Consider the following 25,777-nt stretch of genomic DNA (forward strand, 5'->3'; position numbering starts at 1 on the left):
TAAAATCATTTATAATGGAATATCGATAGACGTTAAAGAGGCTGGACTTTTTGTCCAGCCTCCCCCTACGATCATTTAGCTCTTTCTAAGGCAAACACTTTTAAATAATCTGACTCTGGATGGTGTTTATTTACGGGAAAATCTTCCGGTAAATCGAATTCCTCTAAGAGATATGCGTCAACATTCAATTCCTCAAATGCCTGATTGACGTCTTCAAAAAAACCATCTCTCGTTACATTCCATGCGTTGGTAGAAGTAATGATTAAACCACCCGGCGCAAGAACTTTGACTGCTTCTTTGACTAATTCAGTGTAATCCTTGTCTACACTGAAGGTTCTCTTTTTAGTCCGTGCAAACGTCGGAGGATCTAAAACGATCAGATCAAATACCAAACGGTGCTTCTGTGCATAATCCAAATATGAGAAGACATCCATGACCCGGATTTCATGTTGTTCGCTGTCTAATCCATTGACCTGGAATTGTTCTTTAGTTCGTTCTTTACTCCTGTTGGCGACATCCACGTTTACTGTTTTCACTGCGCCCCCCATCGCTGCAGCAATAGAAAAAGCTCCAGTATAGCTGAAAGCATTGAGAAACGTTTTTCCTAATCCCCATGATTCCATTATCTTTCTTCTTACGCTGCGCTGATCAAGGAATAAACCTGTCATCCAGCCCTCATCAAGATAAATATTATAACGAATACCATTCTCTTTAACAACAAGGGGTTCAACAGCTTTTTCCCCTTCAATGAACCGACTTTTATGAGGAGCTTTGGGATAACGATATTTTTCGTAGATCCCTTTGAAATCAGAGATCACTTGCTTGAATGCCTGAATGATCATATCTTTATGCTGATATATGCCTTCGCTATACCATGAAAAAACATAATACCCTTCATAATAGTCTATCGTTAATCCACCGATTCCGTCACCTTCTCCATTAAAGAAACGGAAGGCTGTTGTTTGATCATCAGCATAAAATGCTGTCCGTCTGTCATAAGCAGCTTTAAATAGTTTGCTGAAAAATGCCTCATCTATCTGATCGGATTCATTCAAAGAAAGAACGTATCCGATCGTTTTTCTTTCCTTTCCGATATAACCATAGGCAACAAACCTGTTGTGTCTATCGACCAATTTGACGAATTCACCTTCAACAAGGTCATCTTTATTAATAAAATCGAGCTCAAGGAGAAGAGGAAACCCCTTAGAAATTCGATCCGTTGCTAATTCTTTTATTTTTAATACGTTCATGACGCGCTCCTTTTTGTCCTTACATTTTTAAAATCACAACTAGTACAGCATATATCCATGTTATCTAAAGAAATATAACAATTAAAAAGTGGACGCTGATTGGCTGTACGTCCACTTTTCAGATTTAATTCAGTTTATCTACTTTAGGCTTTATCTCAGGATCCAGTGTCTGAATAAAAGCATTGAAATTCATTTCATCGATCAGCTCAGGTGCATCTGATTCATAAAGTGTTTCACTGGATAATCCTTTTCTTTCTTTTAATAATGTTTTCCCGTCTTCAGCTTTCAAGTTTTCCAGCTGATCAGCATAGATATATTCATTAGGTTCATAACCTTGAATCGATGTTGGCGAATAAAAACGCAGCAAGTCAAGCATCATGACCTCATCAGAATGTCTTAATTCTTCTCTCGCTTCATTACGGAGTTCCTTAAGTTCTTTCGTTTCTGTTTCAGAAAGTTCTTCTGTAATATCTACGCCATCTTTATCATAAACAGTTTGACCGATAAATGTATAGTCTTCAGTCATAACACGACCATTTCTGAGTGGTACTGTATTGTCATGTTCGCCAGACAGCAGATCCTGTCCCATAAATAAAAACTCATCTGTTTCAATCCCCAGCAAATGAAGAAGTGTCGGCAGCATATCTACTTGTCCGCTGTAAGTCTCAAACTCTTTACCATTTCCTGCACCTGGAACATGCATGATCAGAGGGACACGCTGCATTTGCGCATCATCGTATTCATTCCACTCTTCTCTCTCTTTACCGACTAATTCGGCTAGACGCGGGTTGCGCATATTCGATATGCCATAATGATCCCCGTAAAGAACAACGATGGAGTCTTCATACAGACCACTGGCTTTCAGATAATTAAAGAATTCTTCGATAGCCTGGTCGAGATAATTAGCTGTCGCAAAATACTGATTGATTGTATCGTCAGATGTTTGTGCTAAGGGGAACCCCTGGTTTTTTTCATCTAAAGGATATGGAAAATGATTTGTCACCGTCACGAACTTAGTGTAAAAAGGTTGCGGTAACTGCTCGATATATTCGACAGAATCTTTGAAAAACAATTTGTCTTTCAGGCCGTATTCCAGCGATCGGTCTCCTGATACATTGTAAAAGGATGAATCGAAGAAATAATCATATCCAAAATTTCGGTAAGTGTCTGTTCTGTTCCAGAAAGAACCCACATTCCCATGAAAAGCAGCAGAGGTATAGTCCCCTTTTTGCTCTAAAATGGCCGGAGCCGCATGAAAAGTATTGGTTGATCCCAGCGTTTGAAACGCACTGCCTTCTGATAATCCATATAGTGATGTTTCAGCTAAAACTTCTGCATCACTTGATTTTCCCTGTCCTGTCTGATGAAAGAAATTGCTGAAACTGTAGGAGTCTTTGTTATGAAACAGGCTGTTGACAAAAGGCATGACCTCGTGTTTGACTCCTGTTTCATCCTCTAATTCATAATCGATCACAAACTGCTGCACACTTTCCATCGCAATGACGATCACATTTCGGTCTTTAGCTGCACCAAAATATTGTGGATCGGGTTCTGTATAGTTAGCCCTGGTGAAATCGATAATATCATTTAATTGAGTTTCGTCTGCACTTGCCCTGATCTGACTGTTTTGAGCTGTTTGGAAAAGATCATAGCCAGCAAAGAAATTCAGACCCATATATTTAACAATATAATTTCTGTCAAAGGTTCGAGTCAGCAACTGTGGGCGATCTATTTCCGCCAAAGTCAGATTCCCTGCAAAAAGCGCTAATCCTAATGCAGTAACAGCAAAAATTTCACGTTTTTTCACTGGCTTTTTATAAAATTTCAAAATACTCTTCTGTTTGCGGATGTACATGCCTATCAGTAAAAAGACGTCAAACCAATAAATGAAGTCCCAGGGTCTCATCATCGCAAAAGTTGAAGCAATGACTCCCTTGGAAACATTATTGGAACCAACTAGAATGTTGGTTGTCAGAAAATCTGAAAATTCTCTATAATAGAGTACATTGGTGTAAAGCAGCAGCGTTGCCGAAAGTAGTAATCCCAGCAAGACAAAAAATGATGTTTTAGGTTTCTTGAAATAAAGAGAAATAGAAAAGAATATGAGTGTTATTGCCAATGGATTTATCAAAAGCAGGAAATGCTGAACAAAACCGGACACACCCAATTCGAATTCGATCCAGTACGCGGCGTATGTTTTAATCCAGAATAGTAAGCTGACTATACCGAATAACATATTCCTTTTATTGAAAAGTTGCTTCTTTTTAAACATAGTAAGTCCTTCTTTTTTTATTTTTTTGAAAATAGTTTTCATTGATCACAGAATTTTTTATTCCATTTAAACTAACCCTTATTATAATGGAAATAAGGGTTAGTAATCAATACTAATATCTTCATAATAGACGAGGCTGGGTCAAATGTCCCCAGCCCTGTCTATTTTACTGTCGATAATTTTAAAATCTGCTCTTTTAGTTAGGCTGATCGAATATTTACGGATAATACCATCAAAACTTAGTTATCTAGTATCTATTCGCTCAATGACAAGTCTAATTCTTTTTTATGCTTTGTCTGGAAACGTAATGGTGAACGCTGTTCCTTCGTTGGGTTCACTTTGCACAGTAATACTGGCCTGATGAAGTTGTACTAGTTGCTGGACGATCGCCAATCCTAAACCAGACTCTCCAAACTTTGTTTTGGTTCGAGATAGATCTGCTTTGTAATATCTTTCCCATATGTTTTCCATTTGAGACTCAGTCATACCGATCCCTGTATCTCTGATGGCTATTTCGGTACCTTCAGCAACTTTTTTACTTGTTATTTTAATCGTACCATTTTGTGTGAACTGCAAAGCATTTTTGATTAAGTTGACCAAGATTTGCTTCAATCGGTCATAGTCAGCATAAACATACAATCCCTCCATCTCACCAACGATCAGTTCGTTTGAAGATTCTTTAATGATCTCTTTCATCTGTTCACTTATTTCTTCAACGATTTCAGCCAGTGGGATATGATGCTTACTTAAAATGATACGATTGGAACGGATATTTTCGTAATCCATATTTTCATTGACTAAACGAATCAGTCTCCGCGTTTCTTTTCTCATCAGTTTGATGCTGCGCAACCGCTGATTTTCTGGAATTACATCATGTTCCAAGCCTTCAAGCAAGCCATTGATCGTTGTTAATGGTGTGCGCATCTCATGGGCAGCATCCTGCATAAAACTTTTTCTTCGTTCTTCTTGATTAAATACTTCGTCCTGTGATTCTTTCAAGGCAATCACCATTCGATTGAAATCTCGAGTTAAAAAATCTATTTCATCGCGTTTATTGTGTTCGAGTTGAATATTATAATTGCCGCCTGCCACTTTATGCGCTGCTTTACGCAACCGATTGACCCGTTTCACCTGATAATGCGCGAAAATCACACTCATAAATATAGCTGCAATAGCTGAAATAAGGAACGCATTAAATAAGTTGCCTTTTAATTCTCTCATTTGACGATTGATATGACTGATTGGTGCAGTCACTGTAATAAATCCCGCAAAGTTCTGATCATTCTCATTGAAATAAGGTAAGTAGACCAGAGTTGTTTCACTAGGGTTCCCTAACAAATCTTCACTGTGTGTAGTTAAAGAAATCCGTTCTCCTGATTTCAGCTGATCCAGCTGTTCATCATCAACGTTAGCTCGAAAATTATCAGGAAGATTCGGATACAGAATCCTTCCTCCATCGTCAAACACAAAAAAAGAGACTTCCTGCTCAGCCAGGACACGACGTATCGTATCCAGCTGAGTAGGATTCAAGTCTTCATCAATAACAGATTCAGCATAACTGAACAATCTGCTTTCTGTATCATTTAAAGCTGTTCTCCTGCCAAAAAGCACTAATGAAATGATCGTAATTGTCATTAAAAGAACAATCACAGCTAAAAAACCTAAAAACTGTTGAAAGAAATAAGGGAGCTTCATTTTATTCAATCGTTTTGGTATCATCGAACTTATAACCTACTCCCCAAACTGTTTTGATCACTTGCGGTCCATTTTCAGAAACTTTCTGCCTTAATTTTTTTATATGTGCGTCGACTGTCCGCTCATCTCCAAAATATTCATAATCCCAAACCAGTTGAAGCAGCTGTTCGCGCGAAAACACGCGTCTTGGACTGTTTGCCAAGGTGAACAGCAAGTCAAACTCTTTAGGTGTCAAATTATTTAGCGGTTGCTCATATAAGCTGACTTCACGAGTCGTGCGGTCCATTTTCAAATGTTCTGTCTCGATGTCATATGTTATGTTATCAGCAGCCAGAGAATCGCTGTGACTTACTCGTCTTAAAAGAGATTTTATTCGTGCAACGAGCGTCAAGGGACTAAACGGTTTTGTAACATAATCATCCGCTCCAATTTCCAAACCAATCACTTCATCGCTCTCAGAATCTTTAGCAGTTAACATGATAACTGGAATGGTCTGAGATTCTTTTCTGATTTCTTTGCAGATAGTTATACCATCCATGTCAGGCAACATAATGTCTAATATAATCAAATCAAATTTATCTGGAGAATCAAGGTATATGTTTAAACCCTCTTTCCCATTATGAACAAAGGTTGCTTCCCATTCTTCTTTCAGGAAAAACATTTCAATCATTTCACATACGGATTCATTATCTTCAATCATTAAAATATGCATAATTTTCCTTCTCTCTTAGTTGATTCAATCTTATTATACATACCATAGTTGAATTTTTTGTGTAAATCAATGCATGAAACTTAGAAATCTTTTCATTTGTGACAGTAAAATGACTAGTGCAGGATATGTACCGGTTCAAAGTGAAAACCTGACAGCATACCCTGCACAGCTCATTTGGAATAAATTACTTTTTTACTTTTCTTTGAATAAATTCGATGTCTTCGACCAGCATTTCCACGACAAATTTTGTTTCGTTCTCGTGTGTCTGATACTTACGGGACTGCATTTTTCCATTAAGAGCTATAAGATCCCCTTTTCCACAATACTTTTCCATAATTTCCGCTTTTTTCCCCCAAGTAACGAATGGGATAAAGTCTGCATCAGAGCTTCCATCTTTTTTGAATGGCTTTCTCACTGCCAGTACATTATTCGTCACACATCTGTCCTCTCCTATATTTCTTAACTCAATTTCTTTTACTATTCTTCCAACTAATGCAACTGTATTCATGTGATTCCTCTTTTCTAGTTTTAGTAGGAAAAAAAAAGACCCTTTCCTCTAATTATAATATTGTTAAAAGAAAAAATTTCTCACGAAAAAAAAGAGCGATTTACAGAAAAATTAACATCTTTCCGTAAATTGCTCTTTTGTGAGTGTTTAAAAAATATAATCTAAAATATTCTGCCAAATTTCAGGATTGAATACATCCATCGGTTCTCCGGCTCCACCAATGACACTGTATCCAATCATGGTGCCTATTATGAAGGCTGCAGCAATCAATAAAATAACCACAAGAATTTTCAGGATATATATAAGTATGTCTTTAAAAACTGTTTTCCAGGTCACAAGGATTCACCTCATTCAATTCATGACTTAAACTGTTCTTATCTTCTTCTGCTTTTCAGATTTTCAAGAAGGATCCCTGTGCCAAGCGCAACAGAATCCAGCGGGTTTTCTGCTTTGAATACAGGCACCTTCAACTCTTCGGCAAATAACAACTCAATGCCATCCAGTAATGCGCCGCCCCCTGTGAGGATGATGCCCCGATCAATAATATCTGCGGATAATTCAGGAGGGGTCTGTTCAAGAACAGCTTTTGCCTGTTCAACAATGATTCCTATCGACTCCTTAGTCGCTTCAAGAACCTCAAGAGAAGTGATGGTGATCGTGCGTGGTAGACCTGTCACCATGTCTCTTCCTCTGACATCCATCTCATCGTTACGGTCGTGATCATACATCACGCCGATTTCTTTCTTTATTGTTTCAGCTGTCCGCTCTCCTATAAGCAGCTTGTGTTTCTTCTTGACAAAATGTGTAATATCATTGTCAAGAGTATCACCGGCAATTTTGATAGAACGGCTGGTTACGACTCCACCCATGGACAATACAGCAATATCACTGGTTCCTCCACCAATATCGATAACCATATTGCCGCTTGGCTGAAAAATGTCCATTCCTGCGCCAATGGCAGCTACCTTTGGTTCTTCTTCGAGATACACATTTTTACCGCCGCTCTTTTCAGCGACTTCTATAATCGCTTTCTGCTCGATTGCTGTAATATTCGTCGGACAGCAGATCAGTATATTCGGTTTGGATAAAAAGCCTTTTACATTTAATTTATCAATGAAATATGTCAGCATTGCTTCAGTAATGTCAAAATCAGCTATGACACCACCCTGCAGCGGACGGATCGCTTTGATGTTTCCTGGTGTTCGTCCCACCATCATATAAGCGTCCTCACCAACTGCCAGAACGTCGTTTGTTTTTGTGTCTAAAGCGACAACAGATGGTTCATTTAAAACAATACCTTTTCCTTTTACGTGGACAAGCACATTTGCTGTTCCTAAATCGATGCCAATATCTCTAGCCATCGTGTTTCTCCTCTCACCTATTATTAACTGTCAATCTTTTCGGGATGCTTATTAAAAATAGTTTTTCTCTACTAATGATACTTAAGATTTAAAAAAAGAGCAACACTTAATTGCTTTTCCTATCTTTTGCTCTGCATCACTGGACATAAGAAAAAGAGAACGGCAAACGAAGCCAGGCTTCTTTCTCCGTTCTCTTACTATTTCTATTTAAGCAGAAACTACTTTATTTCCGCTTGTATCTTTTGTTTTTTCATTGATTCGTTCGATATCAGCACCTAATGCTTTTAATTTATGGTGGAACCTGGAATATCCTCTATCTAAATGGTGGAGTTGGGTCACCTGAGTATGTCCTTTTGATACAAGGCCAGCTAATATCAGTGCGGCTGATGCACGCAAATCTGTTGAAGAAACTTCTGCACCCTGCAGTGTCACTCCACCTTGTATAATGAGACTCTGTCCGTCTATTTTGAATGAGGCATTCATTTTACGAAGTTCTTCCATGTGCATAAAGCGATTTTCAAAGACAGTTTCTCTCATAATACTCGTTCCCTCAGCTGTTAACTGAGCAATAGTCATAGGTGCTTGTAAATCTGTTGGAAAACCAGGATAGGGCTGTGTTTTGACATCTGTCGGGACCAATTTCTCCGGGCCGATCACTTTAAGTCCCTCAGTCGAGTCTATAAATGTTGTTCCCATCTCTCTTAACTTGGAAATAAGAGGTTTATTATGTTCACTAACTGCATCTTTGATCAAGATCTCGCCTTGTGTGATAGCTGCAGCCACCATGAACGTACCGCTTTCGATACGGTCTGGAAGAACAGAATGGTCTGTTCCAGAGAGTGATTTCACTCCTTTGATACGTAAAGAATCTGTTCCGGCACCAATGATTTCGGCTCCCATTCTGTTCAGGAAGTTAGCTAAATCAACGATTTCCGGTTCCCGTGCAACGTTTTCGATCACACTGGTCCCCTCAGCCATTGTTGCGGCCATCATTATATTCTGGGTGGCTCCGACACTTGGGAAGTCCAAGTAAATATGAGCAGCCTTCAATTTATCTACAGAGGCTTCAATGTAGCCATTCCCGACAGTCACATTCACACCCATTGCTTCAAACCCTTTTAAATGCAAGTCGATAGGACGAGAGCCTATCGCACATCCACCAGGCAAAGCAACTTTCGCATAACCGTTCCTTGCAAGTAATGGTCCCATGACAACGATAGATGCCCGCATTTTGCTCATGAAATCAAAAGGCGTTTCCGCATTCAATTCCTTTTCAGCATTTGTCTCGATCGTCTGATTTTTTTCATCAAAGCTAACGTCAACATTTAAATGTGTCAGTACTTCGTTCATAATATAAATGTCTGAAAGAAGTGGTATATTATCTATAACATTTGATCCTTTACTCGCTAATAGTGTAGCCGCTAAAATGGGCAGTGCAGCATTCTTCGCTCCATCTATATTAACAGATCCCTTTAGCTGCTTCCCCCCACCTACTATAATTTTCTCCATTCTATGTCCTCCATTTTCCTGTTCCAGTGATTCCCTATCTCATGTCTGATTTAAAAAGTTAGTAATAATAACATCTCAAAATAAGTGCTGTTCTAAACACACTTGATATAGTATATCAGAAAGTTTATTGAAGAGGAACATAATATCCTCCTATCTTTCATGACATCTTTGTGACAGTGAAGCTGTTTTGTTACGGCTCACGCCAGCCTTAAAATAAGAAAAATATGTTCTGCAGCGAAAGAATAAAATCGATAAAAAAGTTGCTTACTGTGTAACCGATAGCTATTGAAACAACGATATACAGCGTCCGTGCTTGCGGAATATGGTTCTTTTTTATTGACACATCAGTCTTTAAAGCCTGCATCGACCAAAAAGCTACAAATATGAAAAATACATGTGAGACAAGATTTATCAAAGACTGCATCACGACAAGTGGCATACGTTTCATCCTTTCGTAATTATAGTAGCATAAACTCTCATATATTTCATTTGTTATGCATGTTACAGAAATAAAACAGAATCAGTAATGAATGTAAAAAATAAATCTATACTATTCGTCCATAGTTTATTGATGTTACAACAAGCAATTGTGGGGAAAGTATTTCTAAACACAACCTCTGTCGCTTTGTGAAGGCGAGAAAGATTGATAACTACCTTGTTTTTAATAACTGAAAAGGTGTAAATAATGAGGTCTGGATCTGGACGCTTTTCTAATAATAGTCACCTAAAGTCCTTGATGAGAATAGGAAGTGTGTTGGAAATGATATAGACTTAAACAAAATTAACATTTAAGCTCAGCCTCCCGGAAGACACACCGCCTACCGTGGTCTCACTATACATGGGATTTGAGACTGTAAAAAAGCTCTCCAGATAAATCTAGACAAAATAAAACAGGAAGGCCAGATACTTCGCTTCTGATCTTCCTGTTTTTTCATGATTACATTGTACCGAATAATCGGTCTCCAGCGTCACCTAATCCGGGTATAATATAACCCTTTTCGTTTAATTTTTCATCTAAAGAAGCAGTATAAATATTAACATCCGGATGGGCATCCTGTAACACCTTGACCCCTTCTGGTGCTGCTACTAAACAGACAAACTTGATGTTCGTTGCACCACGTTTTTTCAGTGCATCGATAGCCGCTACAGCAGAACCACCTGTGGCCAGCATAGGATCGACAACTAAGAGTTCCCGTTCTGATAAATCAGAAGGCATCTTTATGAAATACTCGACCGGTTCCATTGTATCATGGTCACGATACATCCCTACATGACCCACTTTAGCTGCAGGAATGAGATCCAGCATGCCATCGACCATTCCTAATCCAGCTCTTAAAATAGGAACGATAACGACCTTTTTACCTGCTAATTGTTTCTGTACCGTTTTTACTATCGGTGTTTCAACTTCAACATCCCGCAGCGGCATCTCTCTTGAGACTTCATAAGCCAGCAAACGTGCGATTTCATTAACAACTTCACGAAAATACTTCGTACCTGTATTTTTATCTCTTAAAATCGTCAACTTATGCTGTATAAGCGGATGATCTATAACTTGAAAGTTTCCCATGATCAGGCTCCTTTATATCCATTTCTATCTCTTTTATTATTGTACAGAAAGTTTACAGAACTTTCCAGAAAAATCATGCTTCAGTATCCTGTAATCATAGAATCCGGCTTGCCGCTTTTTCAAGTCGATTCATGTAAGCTGTACCGATTCCTTTTTTATTATATGGCTGAACCACGATAGCCGTGATATTTTCTTCGTCCATTTCTCTTAATGACTTGAATAGTCTGGCAGCAGCCTGCTGTGGCTGATTTATTTCTCCCAATGACAACCCTTTTCTCTGGTCAGTTTTTAATCGTTCCAGCCAGTTACTGCTTGTCAGCACGCCTAATGTCTCACCGTCTTTTTCCAATTTATCTATAACCTTCTTTGCCTCATCTAAGCGGGCAGGCAAAATCCAGACAGGTTTCTCTGGTGAATAATGCTTGTACTTCATGCCGGGAGATTTAGGTGCTGACTCCAACTTTTCTGATGGGTTGTTTTCAAAGACCTCCCCCAGTACCGCTCTAAGCTCTTCTACCGTGACGCCTCCCGGTCGGAGTATGGTCGGTTTAGCCGGATCAGTTAAGTCAAGGACGGTCGATTCCAAACCTATTCCTGTCTCACCCCCATCAATGATTGCTCTTATTTTACCATTCAGATCACTTTTGACGTGGCTGGCATTCGTTGGGCTTGGTTTTCCTGAAGTATTCGCGCTGGGTGCAGCTAAGGGTACCCCAACACGGTCAATGAGTTTTAAAGCAAGAGGATGATCCGGCATTCTCACGGCTACCGTTTCAAGTCCTCCTGATACGGATGAAGCGATCGGTCCTTTTTTATTTAATATAAGTGTACAAGGCCCCGGCCAGAAATGGTTGATAACGGTTCTGGCTGTGTCAGGTACAGCTTCAACATAATTTTCTAATTGTTCTAAAGAAGAAATATGAATGATCAGCGGGTTATCCCCCGGCCGTCCTTTAGCTTTGAATATTTTTTTGACCGCGGTTTCGTTTGTTGCGTCTGCTCCTAATCCATATACTGTTTCAGTTGGGAACGCCACTACTTCTCCTTCTTTTAAATACTTTGAAGCTAAGTCTAACTGGCTGACTTCAAGAAAATCTGTCTGCATGTTTATCTCCTTCTATCTATTGCTTATCCTTTATTGACATGGAGCGTCCGGTCATTATTATTAAAATCAGTCCTTATAGCTATGTCAGCCTCTGGGAAATAGGTTTGAAGCATCTCTTTTAATCGTCGACCTTGTCTATAACCGATTTCCAAAATCATACATCCTTCTGGCCTTAATCTTTCAACTGACTGTTCGGCTATTTTCTTGTAAAAGAAAAGGCCATCTTCTTGTGCAAATAGAGCAATGTGCGGTTCAAAATCAATAACCGATTCATCCATCACACTCTTTTCAGATTGACTGATGTAAGGAGGATTGGATAAAATCAGATCAAATTCCCCAGAAACATCTGACATCATATTACTTAGATGAAAGGTGACATCCGCGTTGAGCCTGTGGGCATTCATTTTGGCAACATCAAGGGCTGTCTGGCTGATATCCACAGCAATAACTTCATCTTGCGGACGCTCGAGTTTATGACTGACAGCAAGAACGCCCGAACCTGTCCCTATGTCCAAAACACGTAGAGGACGTTCCGGCAGATTTTTAACGTATCTGTGAAACCATTCTTCCGTTTCTGGCCTGGGAATAAGTGTTGCGTTTGTTATCATGAACTTTCTCTCATAGAACCACTCATGGCCGACGATTTGCTGCGGTGGTCTTCCTTTTCCCGCTTCTTTGATATCTTTGATATATCGATCCCGGGCTTGTTTTGGCATTATTTTATTCTGGCAGCTGACAAAATCCGTCAGAGTTAAGCCAAATCGCTCCTGAAGCAACCATTTGGCGATATTAGGGTCCCGTTTATTTTGTTTTAAAAAAGAAGAAGCCCAGGAGAGGACTTCCGCATACGTTGTTGCTTCTTTAAACGTTTCAGTATTCATTGTTCTTCAGCTGCTCCATTTTTCGGGACGTTTCCCACATCAAAAGAGGTTCAATGATTTCATCCAGCTTACCTGACAAAATCTGATCCAGTTTCTGTATTGTCAAGTTGATACGGTGGTCAGTCACACGACTTTGAGGGAAATTGTACGTACGAATCCGCTCAGAACGATCGCCTGTCCCTACTGCTGATTTTCTTTCTGCATCCACTTCAGCTTGTGCTTCCTGAGTGATTTTGTCATAGATTCGTGAGCGCAGTATTTTCATCGCTTTTTCTCTATTTTTAAGCTGTGACCGTTCATCCTGCATAGCCACAACGATCCCTGTCGGCTCATGAGTCAGTCTAACTGCCGAAGCCGTCTTATTGACGTGCTGTCCGCCTGCCCCACTGGCATGATAAATGTCTACTCTGATATCATTCTCATCGATATCTATCTCAACATCTTCAGCTTCAGGCATAACAACGACTGTAGCTGTTGACGTGTGAATACGCCCCTGAGATTCTGTTTGCGGGACACGCTGCACACGATGGGCCCCGTTTTCATATTTTAATTTTGAATACACATTCGTTCCTGTGATCATCAGTGTTATTTCTTTAAAACCACCGGAGTTTCCAAAACTGGTATCCATTACTTCCGTCTTCCACCCTTGGCCGTCAGCATATTTCTGATACATTTCAAACAAATCACTTGCGAATAGCTGGGCTTCATCACCGCCTGCTGCCCCCCGGATCTCCATGATAATGTTTCGTTCATCATTCTCATCTTTAGGAAGCAGCATGATTTTTAGTTCGTTTTCAAGTTTTTCTTTCTGTTCCTGAAGGTCATCACGTTCTTCCTTAGCAAGCTCTTCCATTTCACTGTCAAGAGAATCCTTCAGCATCTCTTCTGTATCTTCCAGTTCAGAAACAATCGTTCTGTATTTTCTAAAAGATGCCACAGTTTCTCTTAAATTCGCCTCTTCTTTACTTAGCTTCATAAAGCGTTCAGTGTCGCTTATGACTTGAGGATCACTGAGCAGTTCATTCAGTTCATCATAACGATCTTCCACTTCTTCTAATCGGTCAAACATACTCATTCTTGTTCCCTCTCTCTTCTTCACAGTCTATTAAAGGATTATTATAGTGTTTTCTACATACTGGATAATAAGATTCGTTCCCGCCGATAGCAATCTGCTCTCCTACATAAACAGGTCTTCCTTCATGAACCCGCAGATTCATAATTGCTTTTTTATGACAGAACCAGCAGATCGTTTTCATTTCTTCTATTTTATCTGCTAAAAGCAGTAATTCCTGGGACCCCTCAAAAAGTTCATTCCTGAAATCGTTTTTCAGTCCGAATGCCATCACGGGTATTGAGAGTTCATCAACGATTTTGGCCAACTGGTTGACATGTGCTTTGTTTAAAAACTGTGCTTCATCGATCAGTACACAGGCAATATTTTCCGGCAGTGCTTCAACGACAGAAAAAATATCCATGTCATCTTTTACAGGAATCGCTTTGCGCTTCAATCCGATACGGCTGGAAATATACCCAACCTCATCGCGATTATCCAGCGCACTGGTGAACAAGACCACTGGCTTCTCCTGTTCTTCGTAATTGTGTGCGACTTTCAAAATTTCAACCGATTTTCCACTGTTCATTGCTCCATATCGAAAATAAAGCTGCGCCATGTCTGATTACCTGCTTTCCTTAATGTATCGTCTTTTCAACTTCTTCACTGTCTACTTTTAAAGTATTCGATCCTAATAAATTATAAGTGATGAGACCAAAAAGCACAAGTAAACCTAAGCATGAATTCCATATTAGGTGTGATTCTTTTTTATTTAAAAACAGCCGGTCAAAATGTTTTGAGCGTAAGATTATCCTTATTTGAACTGATAACTTTATAATTTTCGTCATATAAATTAATGTTTCTTCCGCATATAGAGGAGTTATGTGCTAAACTAAAGAAAAAAGTGATAGGAGTTATAACATGAAGAAACCTCTATTTTTAAAAGGTGTTTTCAAAGAAAAAATTTGGGGTGGAAAAAAATTAAAGACACTCTTTGATTATTCTATTCCAAGTGATCATACAGGTGAGTTATGGGCTATAAGTGCACATAAAAACGGCGCCAGTACTGTTTTGAATGGTCCGTACAAAGGCAAGCAACTGGATGAGCTGTGGTTAAATCATAAAAACTTATTTGGAGATGCAAAGGAAGAAGTATTCCCTTTGCTTACCAAAATCATCGATGCCCAAACTGATTTATCCGTTCAAGTTCACCCGGATGATGTTTATGGAAAAGAACATGAGAATGAATTAGGTAAAACAGAATGCTGGTACATTATCGATGCTGAGGAAGGTTCAGAAATCTTTTACGGACATCATGCTCAAACCAAGGAAGAACTGATGATGCTGATAGAAAAGGGGCAGTGGGATCAGTTGCTTAGAAAAAAACAGGTCAAAGCCGGTGATTTCTTCTACGTCCCAAGTGGAACGATCCATGCTATTGGTGGCGGTATTGTGATCCTGGAAACGCAGCAGTCAAGTGATACCACTTATCGTGTTTACGATTATGATCGTATTCAAGATAATGGCGAGACAAGAGAACTGCACATAGAGGATTCCGTAGCAGTAACGACTGTACCTCATTCAGATCCAGAACTCAACATAACGGTAGAAAATAAGCCTGATTATAGCGAAGCGACCCTCGTATCCAATTCTTTTTTCACTGTTAAAGAATGGAAAACAGATGGAAAAGCTGCTTTTGAAAGAGAAGGGCTTTACACACTAGTCAGTGTTTTAAACGGTGAGGGAACGTTGTGGGTAGAAAATGAGTCTTATTCTCTCTCAAAAGGCAATCATTTTATTCTTCCGCATTCAGTAGAGAACTGGATCATTGACGGCACGGTCCATATGATTGCTTCTCATCCCGGAAAGTAAATCATTCTGATTATTTCTATAGAGTAACTGATGGTTTTTCATTTTGACAAAAAGTTTTATGTGACTACTTTCCTTGACTTTGATCCTTTCATTAACTACAGCCTTTAGCTTCTTTGGTAAAGAAAAGCAACCACTATGATTTTGTATTTTGATTTAAATAAAAAAGAGATTGGGAAAGTAGCCAATCTCTTTTTTGCTTATATTTTATTATTTAAAATAGCACCTTTAAAGCACCCTCTATTCGTTTTTCGAAAAGGGACAGCGTGTTATTTTCATCTTTTTTATACACCTTGTAATTGTTCATCAGTCGATTGGAATTGTGCGTTATATAAATCAGCATAAAACCCTTCTTGTTCCATAAGTTCTTCATGATTCCCAGTCTCAATAACATCGCCGTGATTCATCACTATAATTTTATCCGCATCTCTTATAGTTGATAGCCGGTGAGCAACGACAAAACTTGTTCTGTTTTCCAGAAGTTTGCCCATTGCACGCTGGATCAGTATCTCTGTTCGGGTATCAACAGAGGAGGTTGCCTCATCCAGTATTAAAACTTCTGGATCGGCAAGGAAAGCTCGCGCTATTGTGATCAATTGTCTTTGACCTTGAGAAATGTTGGTTCCTTCCTCATTCAGCACTGTATCATAACCATCTGGTAGACGTCTGACGAAATCATCTACGTGCGCGGCTTCTGCAGCTTCCAGTATATCTTCTTCGCTAGGATTTTCTTCATGGCTGCCGTATTTTAAGTTTTCCCAAATCGTACCATTGAACAGCCAGGTATCCTGCAGTACCATCGAAAATTTACTGCGCAGCTTATCCCGTTCTATATCTCTGGTATCTATTCCTTCATATCGAATACTACCGCCTTTGACATCATAGAACCGTTCGAGTAGATTGATCAGTGTAGATTTACCCGCTCCTGTTGGACCGACAACGGCAATCATTTCGCCTTCTTTTACTGTCAGGTTGAAATCGGTCATTAGCAGTTCATCCTCGCCATAACCAAACTCAACATTTTCAAATTCGATTTTATAATCCGTGTTTTCTTTAGGTGCCAGTCCAGATTCCGTTTCTTTCATTGGCTCTTCATCCAGCACTTCGAAAACACGCTCACAGGAAGCAATCGTCACTTGAATCGTATTAGCCAAGTTGGCGAGTTGTCTTACTGGTTGTGAAAACTGGTTGACATATTGGATAAAAGCTTGAACATTACCCAGGGATACTGTACCATTCGCGACACCGATTCCTCCAACGATCGCTACCCCAAAATAACCCAGGTCTCGGGCAAAACTGACTAAAGGCATCATAATACCTGTTAAGAACTGTGCTTTCCATGAGGATTCATTCAATTTGGCACTCTGTTCGACAAATTTCTCTATCTCAGCTTCTTCTCTATTATAGGTTTTAACGATCGTGTGGCCAGAATAGGTTTCTTCAACTTGATCATTTAGCGTACCCAGTCTTTTCTGCTGACGAGCAAACTGCTTCTGAGACTTTGGCGCGACATATCCTATCAATAAAAAACTGATAGGTACTGTAACGATCGTAACTAAGGTAAGCTGAATATGATACTGAACATAACGATCAAAACAGTCACAAACTGTACCACACTCATAATGAACTGAGTCAGTGTCTGCTGCAGCGTGTTGGCTATCTGATCCATGTCGTTTACAGCTCGTGACATGATATCTCCATTAGAATGTGTATCATAATATCTTATTGATAAAGTAGACATTTTCTCTTTCAGGTCTTTACGCATGTCATATACAGTTTTCTGGGCAATGTGCGCAGTGATATATTGCTGGAAATATCTGAATACTGCTTGGGTAACATAAACGATCGCTACTGTGATCAGTATGTTTTTTATATATTCGAAGTCGATAGGGAAGGTATCGACCACTTCCCCAGCTTCTCTCATCATTTGACCTTCCTGGAGACCGCGATAAATTTCGGTAGTTGCTTTCCCCAAGATATAAGGAGCTAGAGTAGCCAGTATGGTGGCGCCTATAACTAAAATAAATGTAGCGACCAGCCCCCAGAAACGAGTTGACATATAACGGACCAGCCGCAAAGTTGTTCCCCAGAAATCATCGGCTCTTTTTGCTTTTAAATGAGCGGCGTTTTTTGTGTCTTTCGCCATTAAATGTCCTCTCCTTTCAGCTGAGATTCCATTATCTCCTGGTATACTTTATTTGTTTCTTTAAGTTCTTCATGTGTTCCTTTTCCTACCATTCTCCCTTTATCGAGAACAATGATTTCATTTGCATCGACTACGGTACTGATACGCTGAGCAATGATAACAACAGCTGTATCTTTTGTTTCTGGAGCTAATGCTGCACGCAATTTTGCATCTGTTTTAAAATCAAGCGCAGAGAATGAATCATCAAAGACTAGGATATCCCCTTCTGTTACCAGGGCTCTGGCAATACTTAACCTCTGTCTCTGACCTCCGGAGAAATTACCTCCACCTTGTTCAACATGGCCGTCCAGTTTTTCCGGTAAACTTTCAACAAAATCTTTTCCTTGTGCAATATCTAAAGCATGCCATATTTCTTCATCAGTAGCATCTGGTTTTCCATATCTTAAATTATCTCTGATCGTTCCTGAAAACAGTATCGCTTTTTGCGGAGCAAACCCTACTAGCTGTCGAAGTTCGCCCTGTTTGACATCTCTAATGTCTATGCCGTTGACTTTTATTGAACCACTTTCGATATCATACAGACGTGGGATCAAATTAGCGAGAGTGGTTTTACCGGAACCTGTACCACCGATAATGGCTAAACGTTCCCCTTTTTTCAATGTAAAGTCAATGTTACACAAGGCAGGTTTTTCCGCTCCAGGATATCGATAAGTTACATCTTCAAAGGACAAAGTCCCTTTACTTGTGTTTGTCAATGGCTGCGGATTTTTGGGGTCTTTGATAATATTCGGTGTATCGATGACTTCCAGGACTCTGGATGCAGCAACTTGACCGCGCGGCAGGAAGAAAAGTGCTTGTGAAAACATCATGACTCCGATAAGAATCTGCATAGCATAAGTCATAAAGGCTACCAGGTTCCCTACTTGCATATCACCGACACTGATCAATTGTGAACCAAACCAGATGATCATGATGTTGGTAATACTAATAGCGAAGGTCATAGCCGGCATCATGAACGCTAAACGTGTAAAAGCTTTTATAGAGGTAGATGCAAAATCCCAATTTGCCTCGTCAAAACGTTCTTTTTCATATTCATCTTTATTGAATGCCCGAATGACACGTATACCCGTCAATCCTTCTCTAAAGACTCTATTCAGTTTATCGGTTTTCAACTGTAAAGATTTAAAAATCGGACTCGTTGCTCTTAAAATTAAATACAGTAATAACCCTAAAGCCGGAATAGATATCAGAAACACAAAAGCTAACTGCGGTTCTCTTGTAAAAGCCATGATTCCTGCTCCGATCATAAGAAGCGGAGAAAGAGCCATGACACGCAGTACCATCATCATTACAAATTGAATCTGCATCACATCATTCGTTGTTCTTGTGATCAGAGTCGATGTTCCGAATTTATCGATTTCTTCGTTGGTGAAATAGGCAACGATGGTATAAATTTTTCTTCTTATTTTATCCCCCAGACCTTGGGATTCTTTTGCAGCGAAATATACATTACCCAAAGCGGAAGTAATTGTAACTAGTGTAAAGCCAAGCATGATAAAACCAGTCTGTATAATATAATCGATATCTCCGTCCGCTACACCATTATCAATGATATTAGCAGTGATGGTCGGCATAGCAAGCATCCCGACGATCTGCACCGATAAGAAAACCAGACTCAATAATATGCGCCATGGATTCATCCATTTTCCTAATCTAATCATATCTCTTCCTCTTTCTTGTTTGAAATGGCAATACCATAAATAATCCATTCCAATCGTTTAATAAATAAATCTTGAGTGTCTTTTACTGACAACTCTTTCCAGAACCCTTCCATTATCGTATCATTCAACATACTTAAAATATACTTCAGGATTTCCAGTAGGTCGTTTTCAGTGTTGACCTTAATGTTGTCTCTATTGACGACATCAACGATACGCTTTGCTTTAGGAAGCTGAGAATCTGTGCCTTTGAAATCGACACGTACTTCCCGGTTGATTTGATAGCTCATATGGAGATACATGTTTTCAAAAAAACCGAATTTTTCCGATTCCATAATATACTTGATATATTTTTCACTGAACAGTTTATATCCTTCGTGAAAATCACCATTTTTTTCCTGGAAACTCTTAAGCATTAAATTATGAGAATTATACCTAAACTTGCCGATAAGAAAAAAATACAAATCTTTTTTGTCTTCAAAATATTGATAGAAACTTCCTCTGGAAATTTTTGCATTTTTGACAATATTTGAAATACACGCGTCATTCAAAGATTTTGAAGAAAATTCTTTCATTGCTCCAGCAATCAGCCGTTCTCTTTTATCTTCAGGTAAATTAAAAAATGTTTGAGTAGGCACTCGAATACCTCCTTAGACGTGAAAATTAAATATGACAACTTGTCATATTATGCTATTATATGTGACAAGACGTCATCATGCAAGTGAAAGATATCAAAAAATTATCTCAGTTGCCATTATGGGCAACTGAGATTCATTATTTATTTCGTTTCTTCTATTATACCCTCAGGTCTTTCCATTGTATCCTCTTCCTCATATAAATCAGAATAATTCTTGTACCACTGAAAAATCATCGACACTATTATTTTGATGATCGCATAGCCAGGAATACCAAAAACTACTCCCATCACACCGAATAAGCGTCCGGCAATAAGTAAAAGAAAGATAATATTCACTGGATGGATCTTCAGCGAATTACCTAGAACTTGAGGGGAGATCACTCGACCTTCAAGCAGTTGTTCAACCCCGAAAACGATGAGCACTTTGAAAAGCATAAAAGGTGAATCTACAACTGCGATTATTAGGGCGGGTATTGTTGCAATAAAAGAACCCAGGTAAGGAATCAAATTCAAAAATCCTGCAAATATACCTAAAGTCAACGCAAAATCCAAACCGATGAGTGAAAAACCGATATAAAACATTATCCCCACGAATATTGCAACTATCAGTTGTCCTCTGACGTAAAAGCTTATTTGCCTATTGATATCAGAGAAAAGCTTATTTACTGTTGGCCTGATCTTTGTAGGTATAAACCGGGACAGTGCGTGAGGGATTTCTTTCCCGTCTTTCAGCAGGTAAAAAAGTACAAAGGGTGTTGTAAATAAAGTGATGATCACACGAGTGACCGTGCCAATGAAGCTGCCTATGCCGCCGACTGTTGCGTTTAAAACAGAACTAGTCTGTTCCGTAATGGTTTCAATAAAGGATGAACTTTCGGTTTGAGTCATGAAATTAGAAAAAATACCAATGTTGAACAAGTTCTCGACTTGTCCAATGAAATTATCCCAGTATGACGGCCAGATATCTATAAGTGACAGGACTTGCCTCTGGATGATCGGCACAATGTAATTCATACCTCCTATGATCACCAAAATCACGACACTAAATACAAAGGCTATCCCAGTATTTCTGGAAAATCGTTTGCTTTCCAGCCAATCGACCAGCGGCGTCAGAAGATAATAAAAAATGACCGCAAAAATAATTGGAGGCCCCACGATACTGAAAGCTATTTTTAATGGTTCAAATATATAGGAAATTTTAGCGATCATAAAAATATTCAACGCTAAAAGAAAAAGAACAAGCAGGGCCGCTACAAACTTATTATCTATGATTTGTTTAAAAAACCACGTATTGTACCATTTACTGGCCTGGCTTTTTTTATCTTCGCTATTCACTTCTTTCACCTGCTTTCTACTCGTTGCCTCTATTTTAACATACTCTTACACTGAAAAGGCAAATAGATATACTCTTGTGCTCATTTTATTCATGTTTTTGTACCCTTATCATTTAATCTGTTATACTGGATAAGAAATTCAAATTAAATTGAGGAGGAATAGCATATGTCCCAAAAAATTTTACTGGGAACGTATACTAAAAGAAAAAGTAATGGTATTTACAGTATAGAATTAGACAAAGAAACAAAACAATTAAAACAGTTGAAAGAAGAAATCAATGTTTCTACTCCAACCTATCTGGCTGGCAATAATGATTACAGTCTCCTTTTCTCTATTGCTAAATCTCCCGAAGGAAATGGCGGTATTGCATCTTATCATTATGACAAAGAAAAAGATGCTTATACAAAAATCGATGGTGCTTTTTTAGAGGACAGTGCCCCTCCTTGTTATATTGCTTATGACGAATCGAGACAACTTGTCTATACAGCTAACTATCATAGGGGAGACGTTTCAGTTTATCGGACTTCACCGGAGGGTCACCTAACTTTAGTCGATACGGATACCCATTCAGGGAAATCTGTGCATGAGAATCAGCAGTCTCCTCATGCTCATTATTTCGATATGACACCGGACGGAAAATTCCTTGTTTCCTGCGATTTAGGTTCGGATGAAATTATTATCTATACACTCAATGAACAGGATGAATTGTCAGTTTACGATGCCATATCTGTCACCCCAGGGACTGGTCCGCGACATATCGTTTTTCATCCCAACAACCGCTTCGCCTATGTGTTAGGGGAGTTAAGCAGTGATGTGATCGTTTTTAATTACAATAATGAAAATGGCACACTTTCTTCGGTCCAAACGATTTCATCTATCCCTCAAGATCATGAAGGGTTTAACGGAGCTGCGGCTATTCGGATCTCTTCAGATGGCCGATTTTTATATGCCTCTAATCGCGGACATGATTCCATTGTCATTTATAAAATAGCGGAAGATGGCACATTGTCTCTTGTTGATTATGTTCCGACAGAAGGAGTCACACCTAGAGATTTCAACCTTGACCCATCTGAACGCTTTATAGTCGTCGGTCATCAGGATTCGGATAATTTAACTTTGTTTGAAAGAAGTGAAGCAGACGGTATGCTCACTTTACTGCAAAAAGATGTATTCGCTCCTGAGGTAGTATGTGTCAAATTCCCATCAAGTGAATAACTGTAAACAGTGACTGATCGTATACTGGTCGTTTATCTGCCTTACTGATCTATAAAATTTCAAAAAGCGGCTGGGTCATAGTGCCCAGCCGCTTTTTGGTGTTTCGAATCGAATTTATTTAGATGTCACTGTACCGATTTCAGTCCCTTTAGTTGTTTCTCCTGTTGTGTTCAAACTATAGTCATCCACTTGATCCATATTAGTAAACACGACAATGACGGTGTCTTTCTTGCCCGCATCTTTTAAGCCCGCAAGATCGACTGTTGATATTTTTGTTTCAGAAGTCACTTTGTCTCCTTCTTTTACCAAAGTGTCAAAAGGACCGCCTTCAAGTTCAACAGTATCGATACCGATATGCACAAGAACTTCGATGCCATTATCCAGTTCCAGACCAACGGCGTGCTGGGTCGGAAATACACTGACGACTTTTCCTGAACCGGGTGCGTAAACATCTCCATCACTCGGCGCTACACCAAAACCATCACCCATCATTTTTTGAGAAAAAACTGGATCTTCCACTTCTTCAATTGGTATAACCTTTCCGTTAACTGGACTTGTTAAAGTAACTTTTTGACTCTTTGACTCTTTATCGTTACCTTTAAGAAAATCAAAAATCCCCATAAATCTCCCTGCTTTCTTTTTCATATTATTTTTTTGGATTGCACCTTTCATTATATTAATCATAGCACATACACCTCGATTCATAAATCAAAATGATTTTTTTGTTAGATTTTTTAATATAAGTGGTATTTTCCCATCAAGTTCGATATTATTAGAAAGCAAATATATTTATTGAAGGAGTTATTTACGTGTTTATAGAAATTATCAAGTCAATTATTTTAGGTATCGTACAGGGAATAACCGAATGGCTCCCCATAAGCAGTACCGGCCATATGATCCTTGTGGATGAGTTTCTGGTTTTAAATACCAGTGAAGCATTTAAAGAAATGTTTCTCGTCGTCATCCAGCTTGCTTCGATTCTTGCTGTGATCATAATATTTTTCAAAAAACTCAATCCGTTCGATGGAGATAAGAATGACATAAAAAAAAGAGAAACATGGCATATATGGTTTAAAGTTGCAATCGGGGTGATCCCAGCTGGTGTTTTCGGATTATTATTTGAAGATAAAATAAACGAGATTTTCTTTAACTGGCAAACGGTATCTGTTGCTTTAATATTCTACGGGATCGCATTTATTGTGGTCGAGCGGATGAACAAAGGAAAAAGACCTAAAATCACGAACTGGGAACAGCTGACGTATCGTGTTGCTTTGATGATCGGGTTCTTTCAGGTGCTGGCACTTATCCCAGGTACATCCCGGTCGGGAGCAACTATTGTGGGTGCGATCCTGATTGGAACGGCACGCCCTATCGCAGCAGAATTTTCTTTTTTTCTTTCCATACCTGTTATGGTCGGAGCGAGTATGCTAAAACTGTTCGGTTTTGGTTTCAACTTTACACCTGAGGAACTTATCATCCTACTAGTTGGCTGCTTATTCTCATTTGCTGTTTCCATTTTTGCCATTAAATTCTTGATGAATTACATTAGAAAAAATGACTTCAGTCTATTTGGCTGGTATCGAATCGTAGTTGGAATCGTCGTTATCGGATACTTTGCCCTACTTGGCTAAAGGAACATAAAAAGAGACCAGAAGGCTGCCATGGCCTTTCGGTCTCTTTTTATTAACTACCTTTTAAATCAGAAAGTATGTGGCAAGTAAAGTCAAAAGGAATAAGCCACTAACGCCCCAAAGGACAGGGGTCAGCTTATCTTTTTTACCAATAATGATCTCAACGAATGGGTAAGCGATAAAGCCATACGCCATACCATCAACGATACTTCCTGTAAGGGGTATAAGTACAATAATAAGTACAAGAGGCAACCATTCGATAGTTTTATCCACTTCTATAAACCGCACTGTGAAAGCCATAGAGAATCCTGTAGCCACAATGACAGGCCCCACTGCTTCTGATGGAATATATGATAAAAACGGGGCTAAAAATAAAGCAAGAAGGAACATCATACCTGTAGTGACAGCTGTCAGACCTGTTCTGCCACCTTCGGCTATACCGGCTCCGTTTTCTGCCACTGGGATGGCAGGACTTGTCCCGAGTAGCCCAGAGATGAAACTGGCTATTGCTCCAACTTTATAAGCCTTCATGCTTCTTTTTCCATCTTCCAGCAAGGCTTCGATCATACCGATCGTTTCAAACATCAAAAGCATCGTTAGCGAAAACACCCCGAGTAAAAACTCGACAGAGAAGAATTGGCTGTAATCGATCGCAGTAACAAGCTCACCAAAATTAAAAAGTGGTTTCAAGTTAAAAGATACAGGTACAAAAGATTCAAAATAGATGAGCCAGTAAAGTAAAGTTGTAAATAAAATCGTATATAAAAAGCCGCCTTTTACATTAAAGCGTTTAATAAGCAGTACAAAAATAAGACCTATAATTCCAACTGTATTCCACTTTAGATTTCCCTCAACGATAACACCCATGTTTTCAAAGCCTATCAGCATCAGAAAAAGTCCGATACCCACAGTGATCGCCTGTTTCAGCATTTTCGGTATAGCCTGACTAACTCTACTCATCACGCCCAGTAAAGCAAGCAAAGAGAAAACTGCTCCCGATACAACAACAACACCTAAACTTGACTGCCAGGTCAAACCAATGGCAGCGACCAGAGTGAACGTAAAGAAGGCATTTTCGCCCATACCCGGCGCCATAGCTAAGGGAACATTCGCAAACCATCCCATAAGCATACTACCAATGGCAGAAATAAATATTGTTGAAAAAACACTGAATTCACTTGGGACTCCTGCTTGACCAAGAATCATTGGGTTAACAAACAGAACGTAGGAGATTGAAAAAAATGTTACAAGTCCAGCTAAAATTTCCTGTTTCACTGTCGTTTTATTCTGATTTAAATTAAATCGTTCAAACATC

Annotated in this window: 22 protein-coding genes and 1 pseudogene; 3 read left to right on the forward strand and 20 right to left on the reverse strand. The window is 39.2% G+C overall.

Annotated elements, in window-relative coordinates; all coding sequences use genetic code 11:
• Positions 1-71: 71 nt before the first annotated feature.
• The 14 genes from AKA01nite_RS00095 to AKA01nite_RS00160 all read right to left on the reverse strand — a co-directional run bounded on the left by AKA01nite_RS00095 (position 72) and on the right by AKA01nite_RS00160 (position 14,530).
• A complete protein-coding gene (locus tag AKA01nite_RS00095) occupies positions 72-1,250 on the reverse strand; it encodes a class I SAM-dependent rRNA methyltransferase (protein WP_146922582.1) in 1,179 nt (392 codons plus the stop codon).
• Positions 1,251-1,374: 124 nt separating this feature from the next.
• Positions 1,375-3,522, reverse strand: coding sequence for an LTA synthase family protein (locus AKA01nite_RS00100; RefSeq protein ID WP_146922584.1), 2,148 nt, complete (start codon positions 3,520-3,522; stop codon positions 1,375-1,377).
• Between the two features lie 285 nt (positions 3,523-3,807).
• A complete protein-coding gene (locus AKA01nite_RS00105; protein WP_246116948.1) occupies positions 3,808-5,241 on the reverse strand; it encodes an ATP-binding protein in 1,434 nt (477 codons plus the stop codon).
• Positions 5,219-5,929, reverse strand: coding sequence for a response regulator transcription factor (locus AKA01nite_RS00110; RefSeq protein ID WP_146922586.1), 711 nt, complete (start codon positions 5,927-5,929; stop codon positions 5,219-5,221). Before AKA01nite_RS00110 ends, AKA01nite_RS00105 begins: the two co-directional genes overlap by 23 nt.
• Before the next feature lie 184 nt (positions 5,930-6,113).
• Entirely contained in the window at positions 6,114-6,437 is a 324-nt protein-coding gene (locus AKA01nite_RS00115) for a single-stranded DNA-binding protein (protein ID WP_146922588.1), read from the reverse strand.
• Positions 6,438-6,584: 147 nt separating this feature from the next.
• The gene (locus tag AKA01nite_RS00120) at positions 6,585-6,773 is read right to left on the reverse strand and encodes a DNA-directed RNA polymerase subunit beta (protein ID WP_146922590.1); all 189 of its coding nucleotides are present in this window, start codon (positions 6,771-6,773) and stop codon (positions 6,585-6,587) included.
• 38 nt (positions 6,774-6,811) lie between these two features.
• The gene (mreB, locus tag AKA01nite_RS00125) at positions 6,812-7,798 is read right to left on the reverse strand and encodes a rod shape-determining protein MreB (protein WP_146922592.1); all 987 of its coding nucleotides are present in this window, start codon (positions 7,796-7,798) and stop codon (positions 6,812-6,814) included.
• 207 nt (positions 7,799-8,005) lie between these two features.
• Complete coding sequence (gene murA, locus AKA01nite_RS00130) at positions 8,006-9,307, reverse strand: UDP-N-acetylglucosamine 1-carboxyvinyltransferase (RefSeq protein ID WP_146922594.1); 1,302 nt, start codon at positions 9,305-9,307, stop codon at positions 8,006-8,008.
• Positions 9,308-9,515: 208 nt separating this feature from the next.
• A complete protein-coding gene (locus tag AKA01nite_RS00135) occupies positions 9,516-9,746 on the reverse strand; it encodes a DUF1146 family protein (protein ID WP_146922596.1) in 231 nt (76 codons plus the stop codon).
• A 498-nt stretch (positions 9,747-10,244) separates the two neighbouring features.
• Positions 10,245-10,874 (reverse strand): uracil phosphoribosyltransferase, encoded by a 630-nt coding sequence (upp, locus tag AKA01nite_RS00140; RefSeq protein WP_146922599.1) that lies wholly within the window; start codon positions 10,872-10,874, stop codon positions 10,245-10,247.
• A 94-nt stretch (positions 10,875-10,968) separates the two neighbouring features.
• Positions 10,969-11,979, reverse strand: coding sequence for an L-threonylcarbamoyladenylate synthase (locus AKA01nite_RS00145; RefSeq protein ID WP_146922601.1), 1,011 nt, complete (start codon positions 11,977-11,979; stop codon positions 10,969-10,971).
• Positions 11,980-12,002: 23 nt separating this feature from the next.
• Entirely contained in the window at positions 12,003-12,860 is an 858-nt protein-coding gene (gene prmC, locus AKA01nite_RS00150) for a peptide chain release factor N(5)-glutamine methyltransferase (protein WP_146922603.1), read from the reverse strand.
• Complete coding sequence (prfA, locus tag AKA01nite_RS00155; protein WP_146922868.1) at positions 12,850-13,929, reverse strand: peptide chain release factor 1; 1,080 nt, start codon at positions 13,927-13,929, stop codon at positions 12,850-12,852. The genes prmC and prfA overlap by 11 nt, the downstream gene beginning before the upstream one ends.
• Positions 13,922-14,530 (reverse strand): thymidine kinase, encoded by a 609-nt coding sequence (locus tag AKA01nite_RS00160; protein WP_146922605.1) that lies wholly within the window; start codon positions 14,528-14,530, stop codon positions 13,922-13,924. Before AKA01nite_RS00160 ends, prfA begins: the two co-directional genes overlap by 8 nt.
• Positions 14,531-14,832: 302 nt before the next feature.
• On the opposite strand from AKA01nite_RS00160, the gene manA reads away from it, so the two are divergent.
• The gene (gene manA, locus AKA01nite_RS00165; RefSeq protein ID WP_146922607.1) at positions 14,833-15,783 is read left to right on the forward strand and encodes a mannose-6-phosphate isomerase, class I; all 951 of its coding nucleotides are present in this window, start codon (positions 14,833-14,835) and stop codon (positions 15,781-15,783) included.
• Between the two features lie 281 nt (positions 15,784-16,064).
• Here the strand turns inward: manA and AKA01nite_RS00170 are convergent.
• The 4 genes and pseudogenes from AKA01nite_RS00170 to AKA01nite_RS00185 all read right to left on the reverse strand — a co-directional run bounded on the left by AKA01nite_RS00170 (position 16,065) and on the right by AKA01nite_RS00185 (position 21,616).
• A pseudogene (locus tag AKA01nite_RS00170) lies at positions 16,065-17,926 on the reverse strand (ABC transporter ATP-binding protein).
• The gene (locus AKA01nite_RS00175; protein ID WP_146922609.1) at positions 17,926-19,647 is read right to left on the reverse strand and encodes an ABC transporter ATP-binding protein; all 1,722 of its coding nucleotides are present in this window, start codon (positions 19,645-19,647) and stop codon (positions 17,926-17,928) included. Before AKA01nite_RS00175 ends, AKA01nite_RS00170 begins: the two are co-directional and overlap by 1 nt.
• The gene (locus AKA01nite_RS00180) at positions 19,644-20,282 is read right to left on the reverse strand and encodes a TetR/AcrR family transcriptional regulator (protein WP_146922611.1); all 639 of its coding nucleotides are present in this window, start codon (positions 20,280-20,282) and stop codon (positions 19,644-19,646) included. Before AKA01nite_RS00180 ends, AKA01nite_RS00175 begins: the two co-directional genes overlap by 4 nt.
• 140 nt (positions 20,283-20,422) lie before the next feature.
• Entirely contained in the window at positions 20,423-21,616 is a 1,194-nt protein-coding gene (locus tag AKA01nite_RS00185; protein WP_246116949.1) for an AI-2E family transporter, read from the reverse strand.
• A 165-nt stretch (positions 21,617-21,781) separates the two neighbouring features.
• Between AKA01nite_RS00185 and AKA01nite_RS00190 the strand changes: the two genes are divergently transcribed.
• Entirely contained in the window at positions 21,782-22,831 is a 1,050-nt protein-coding gene (locus tag AKA01nite_RS00190; protein ID WP_146922613.1) for a lactonase family protein, read from the forward strand.
• Positions 22,832-22,945: 114 nt separating this feature from the next.
• Here AKA01nite_RS00190 and AKA01nite_RS00195 read toward each other — a convergent pair whose 3' ends face one another.
• A complete protein-coding gene (locus AKA01nite_RS00195) occupies positions 22,946-23,452 on the reverse strand; it encodes a PTS sugar transporter subunit IIA (RefSeq protein ID WP_146922872.1) in 507 nt (168 codons plus the stop codon).
• A 188-nt stretch (positions 23,453-23,640) separates the two neighbouring features.
• On the opposite strand from AKA01nite_RS00195, the gene AKA01nite_RS00200 reads away from it, so the two are divergent.
• Positions 23,641-24,462 (forward strand): undecaprenyl-diphosphate phosphatase, encoded by an 822-nt coding sequence (locus AKA01nite_RS00200; RefSeq protein ID WP_146922615.1) that lies wholly within the window; start codon positions 23,641-23,643, stop codon positions 24,460-24,462.
• Positions 24,463-24,525: 63 nt separating this feature from the next.
• Here AKA01nite_RS00200 and AKA01nite_RS00205 read toward each other — a convergent pair whose 3' ends face one another.
• Positions 24,526-25,776, reverse strand: a complete 1,251-nt coding sequence (locus AKA01nite_RS00205) for an NCS2 family permease (RefSeq protein WP_146922617.1) — start codon at positions 25,774-25,776, stop codon at positions 24,526-24,528.
• Position 25,777: the final 1 nt, after the last annotated feature.

The organism is Alkalibacterium kapii (genome assembly GCF_007988865.1).
In the GTDB taxonomy this organism is placed as follows: Bacteria; Bacillota; Bacilli; order Lactobacillales; family Carnobacteriaceae_A; genus Alkalibacterium; species Alkalibacterium kapii.

Coding starts and splice junctions, on each gene's coding strand:
- AKA01nite_RS00095 (WP_146922582.1), bottom strand. CDS start 1,250: ATGAACGTATTAAAAATAAAAGAATTAGCAACGGATCGAATTTCTAAG.
- AKA01nite_RS00100 (WP_146922584.1), bottom strand. CDS start 3,522: ATGTTTAAAAAGAAGCAACTTTTCAATAAAAGGAATATGTTATTCGGT.
- AKA01nite_RS00105 (WP_246116948.1), bottom strand. CDS start 5,241: ATGATACCAAAACGATTGAATAAAATGAAGCTCCCTTATTTCTTTCAA.
- AKA01nite_RS00110 (WP_146922586.1), bottom strand. CDS start 5,929: ATGCATATTTTAATGATTGAAGATAATGAATCCGTATGTGAAATGATT.
- AKA01nite_RS00115 (WP_146922588.1), bottom strand. CDS start 6,437: ATGAATACAGTTGCATTAGTTGGAAGAATAGTAAAAGAAATTGAGTTA.
- mreB (WP_146922592.1), bottom strand. CDS start 7,798: ATGGCTAGAGATATTGGCATCGATTTAGGAACAGCAAATGTGCTTGTC.
- murA (WP_146922594.1), bottom strand. CDS start 9,307: ATGGAGAAAATTATAGTAGGTGGGGGGAAGCAGCTAAAGGGATCTGTT.
- AKA01nite_RS00135 (WP_146922596.1), bottom strand. CDS start 9,746: ATGCCACTTGTCGTGATGCAGTCTTTGATAAATCTTGTCTCACATGTA.
- upp (WP_146922599.1), bottom strand. CDS start 10,874: ATGGGAAACTTTCAAGTTATAGATCATCCGCTTATACAGCATAAGTTG.
- AKA01nite_RS00145 (WP_146922601.1), bottom strand. CDS start 11,979: ATGCAGACAGATTTTCTTGAAGTCAGCCAGTTAGACTTAGCTTCAAAG.
- prmC (WP_146922603.1), bottom strand. CDS start 12,860: ATGAATACTGAAACGTTTAAAGAAGCAACAACGTATGCGGAAGTCCTC.
- prfA (WP_146922868.1), bottom strand. CDS start 13,929: ATGTTTGACCGATTAGAAGAAGTGGAAGATCGTTATGATGAACTGAAT.
- AKA01nite_RS00160 (WP_146922605.1), bottom strand. CDS start 14,530: ATGGCGCAGCTTTATTTTCGATATGGAGCAATGAACAGTGGAAAATCG.
- manA (WP_146922607.1), top strand. CDS start 14,833: ATGAAGAAACCTCTATTTTTAAAAGGTGTTTTCAAAGAAAAAATTTGG.
- AKA01nite_RS00175 (WP_146922609.1), bottom strand. CDS start 19,647: ATGATTAGATTAGGAAAATGGATGAATCCATGGCGCATATTATTGAGT.
- AKA01nite_RS00190 (WP_146922613.1), top strand. CDS start 21,782: ATGTCCCAAAAAATTTTACTGGGAACGTATACTAAAAGAAAAAGTAAT.
- AKA01nite_RS00195 (WP_146922872.1), bottom strand. CDS start 23,452: ATGGGGATTTTTGATTTTCTTAAAGGTAACGATAAAGAGTCAAAGAGT.
- AKA01nite_RS00205 (WP_146922617.1), bottom strand. CDS start 25,776: ATGTTTGAACGATTTAATTTAAATCAGAATAAAACGACAGTGAAACAG.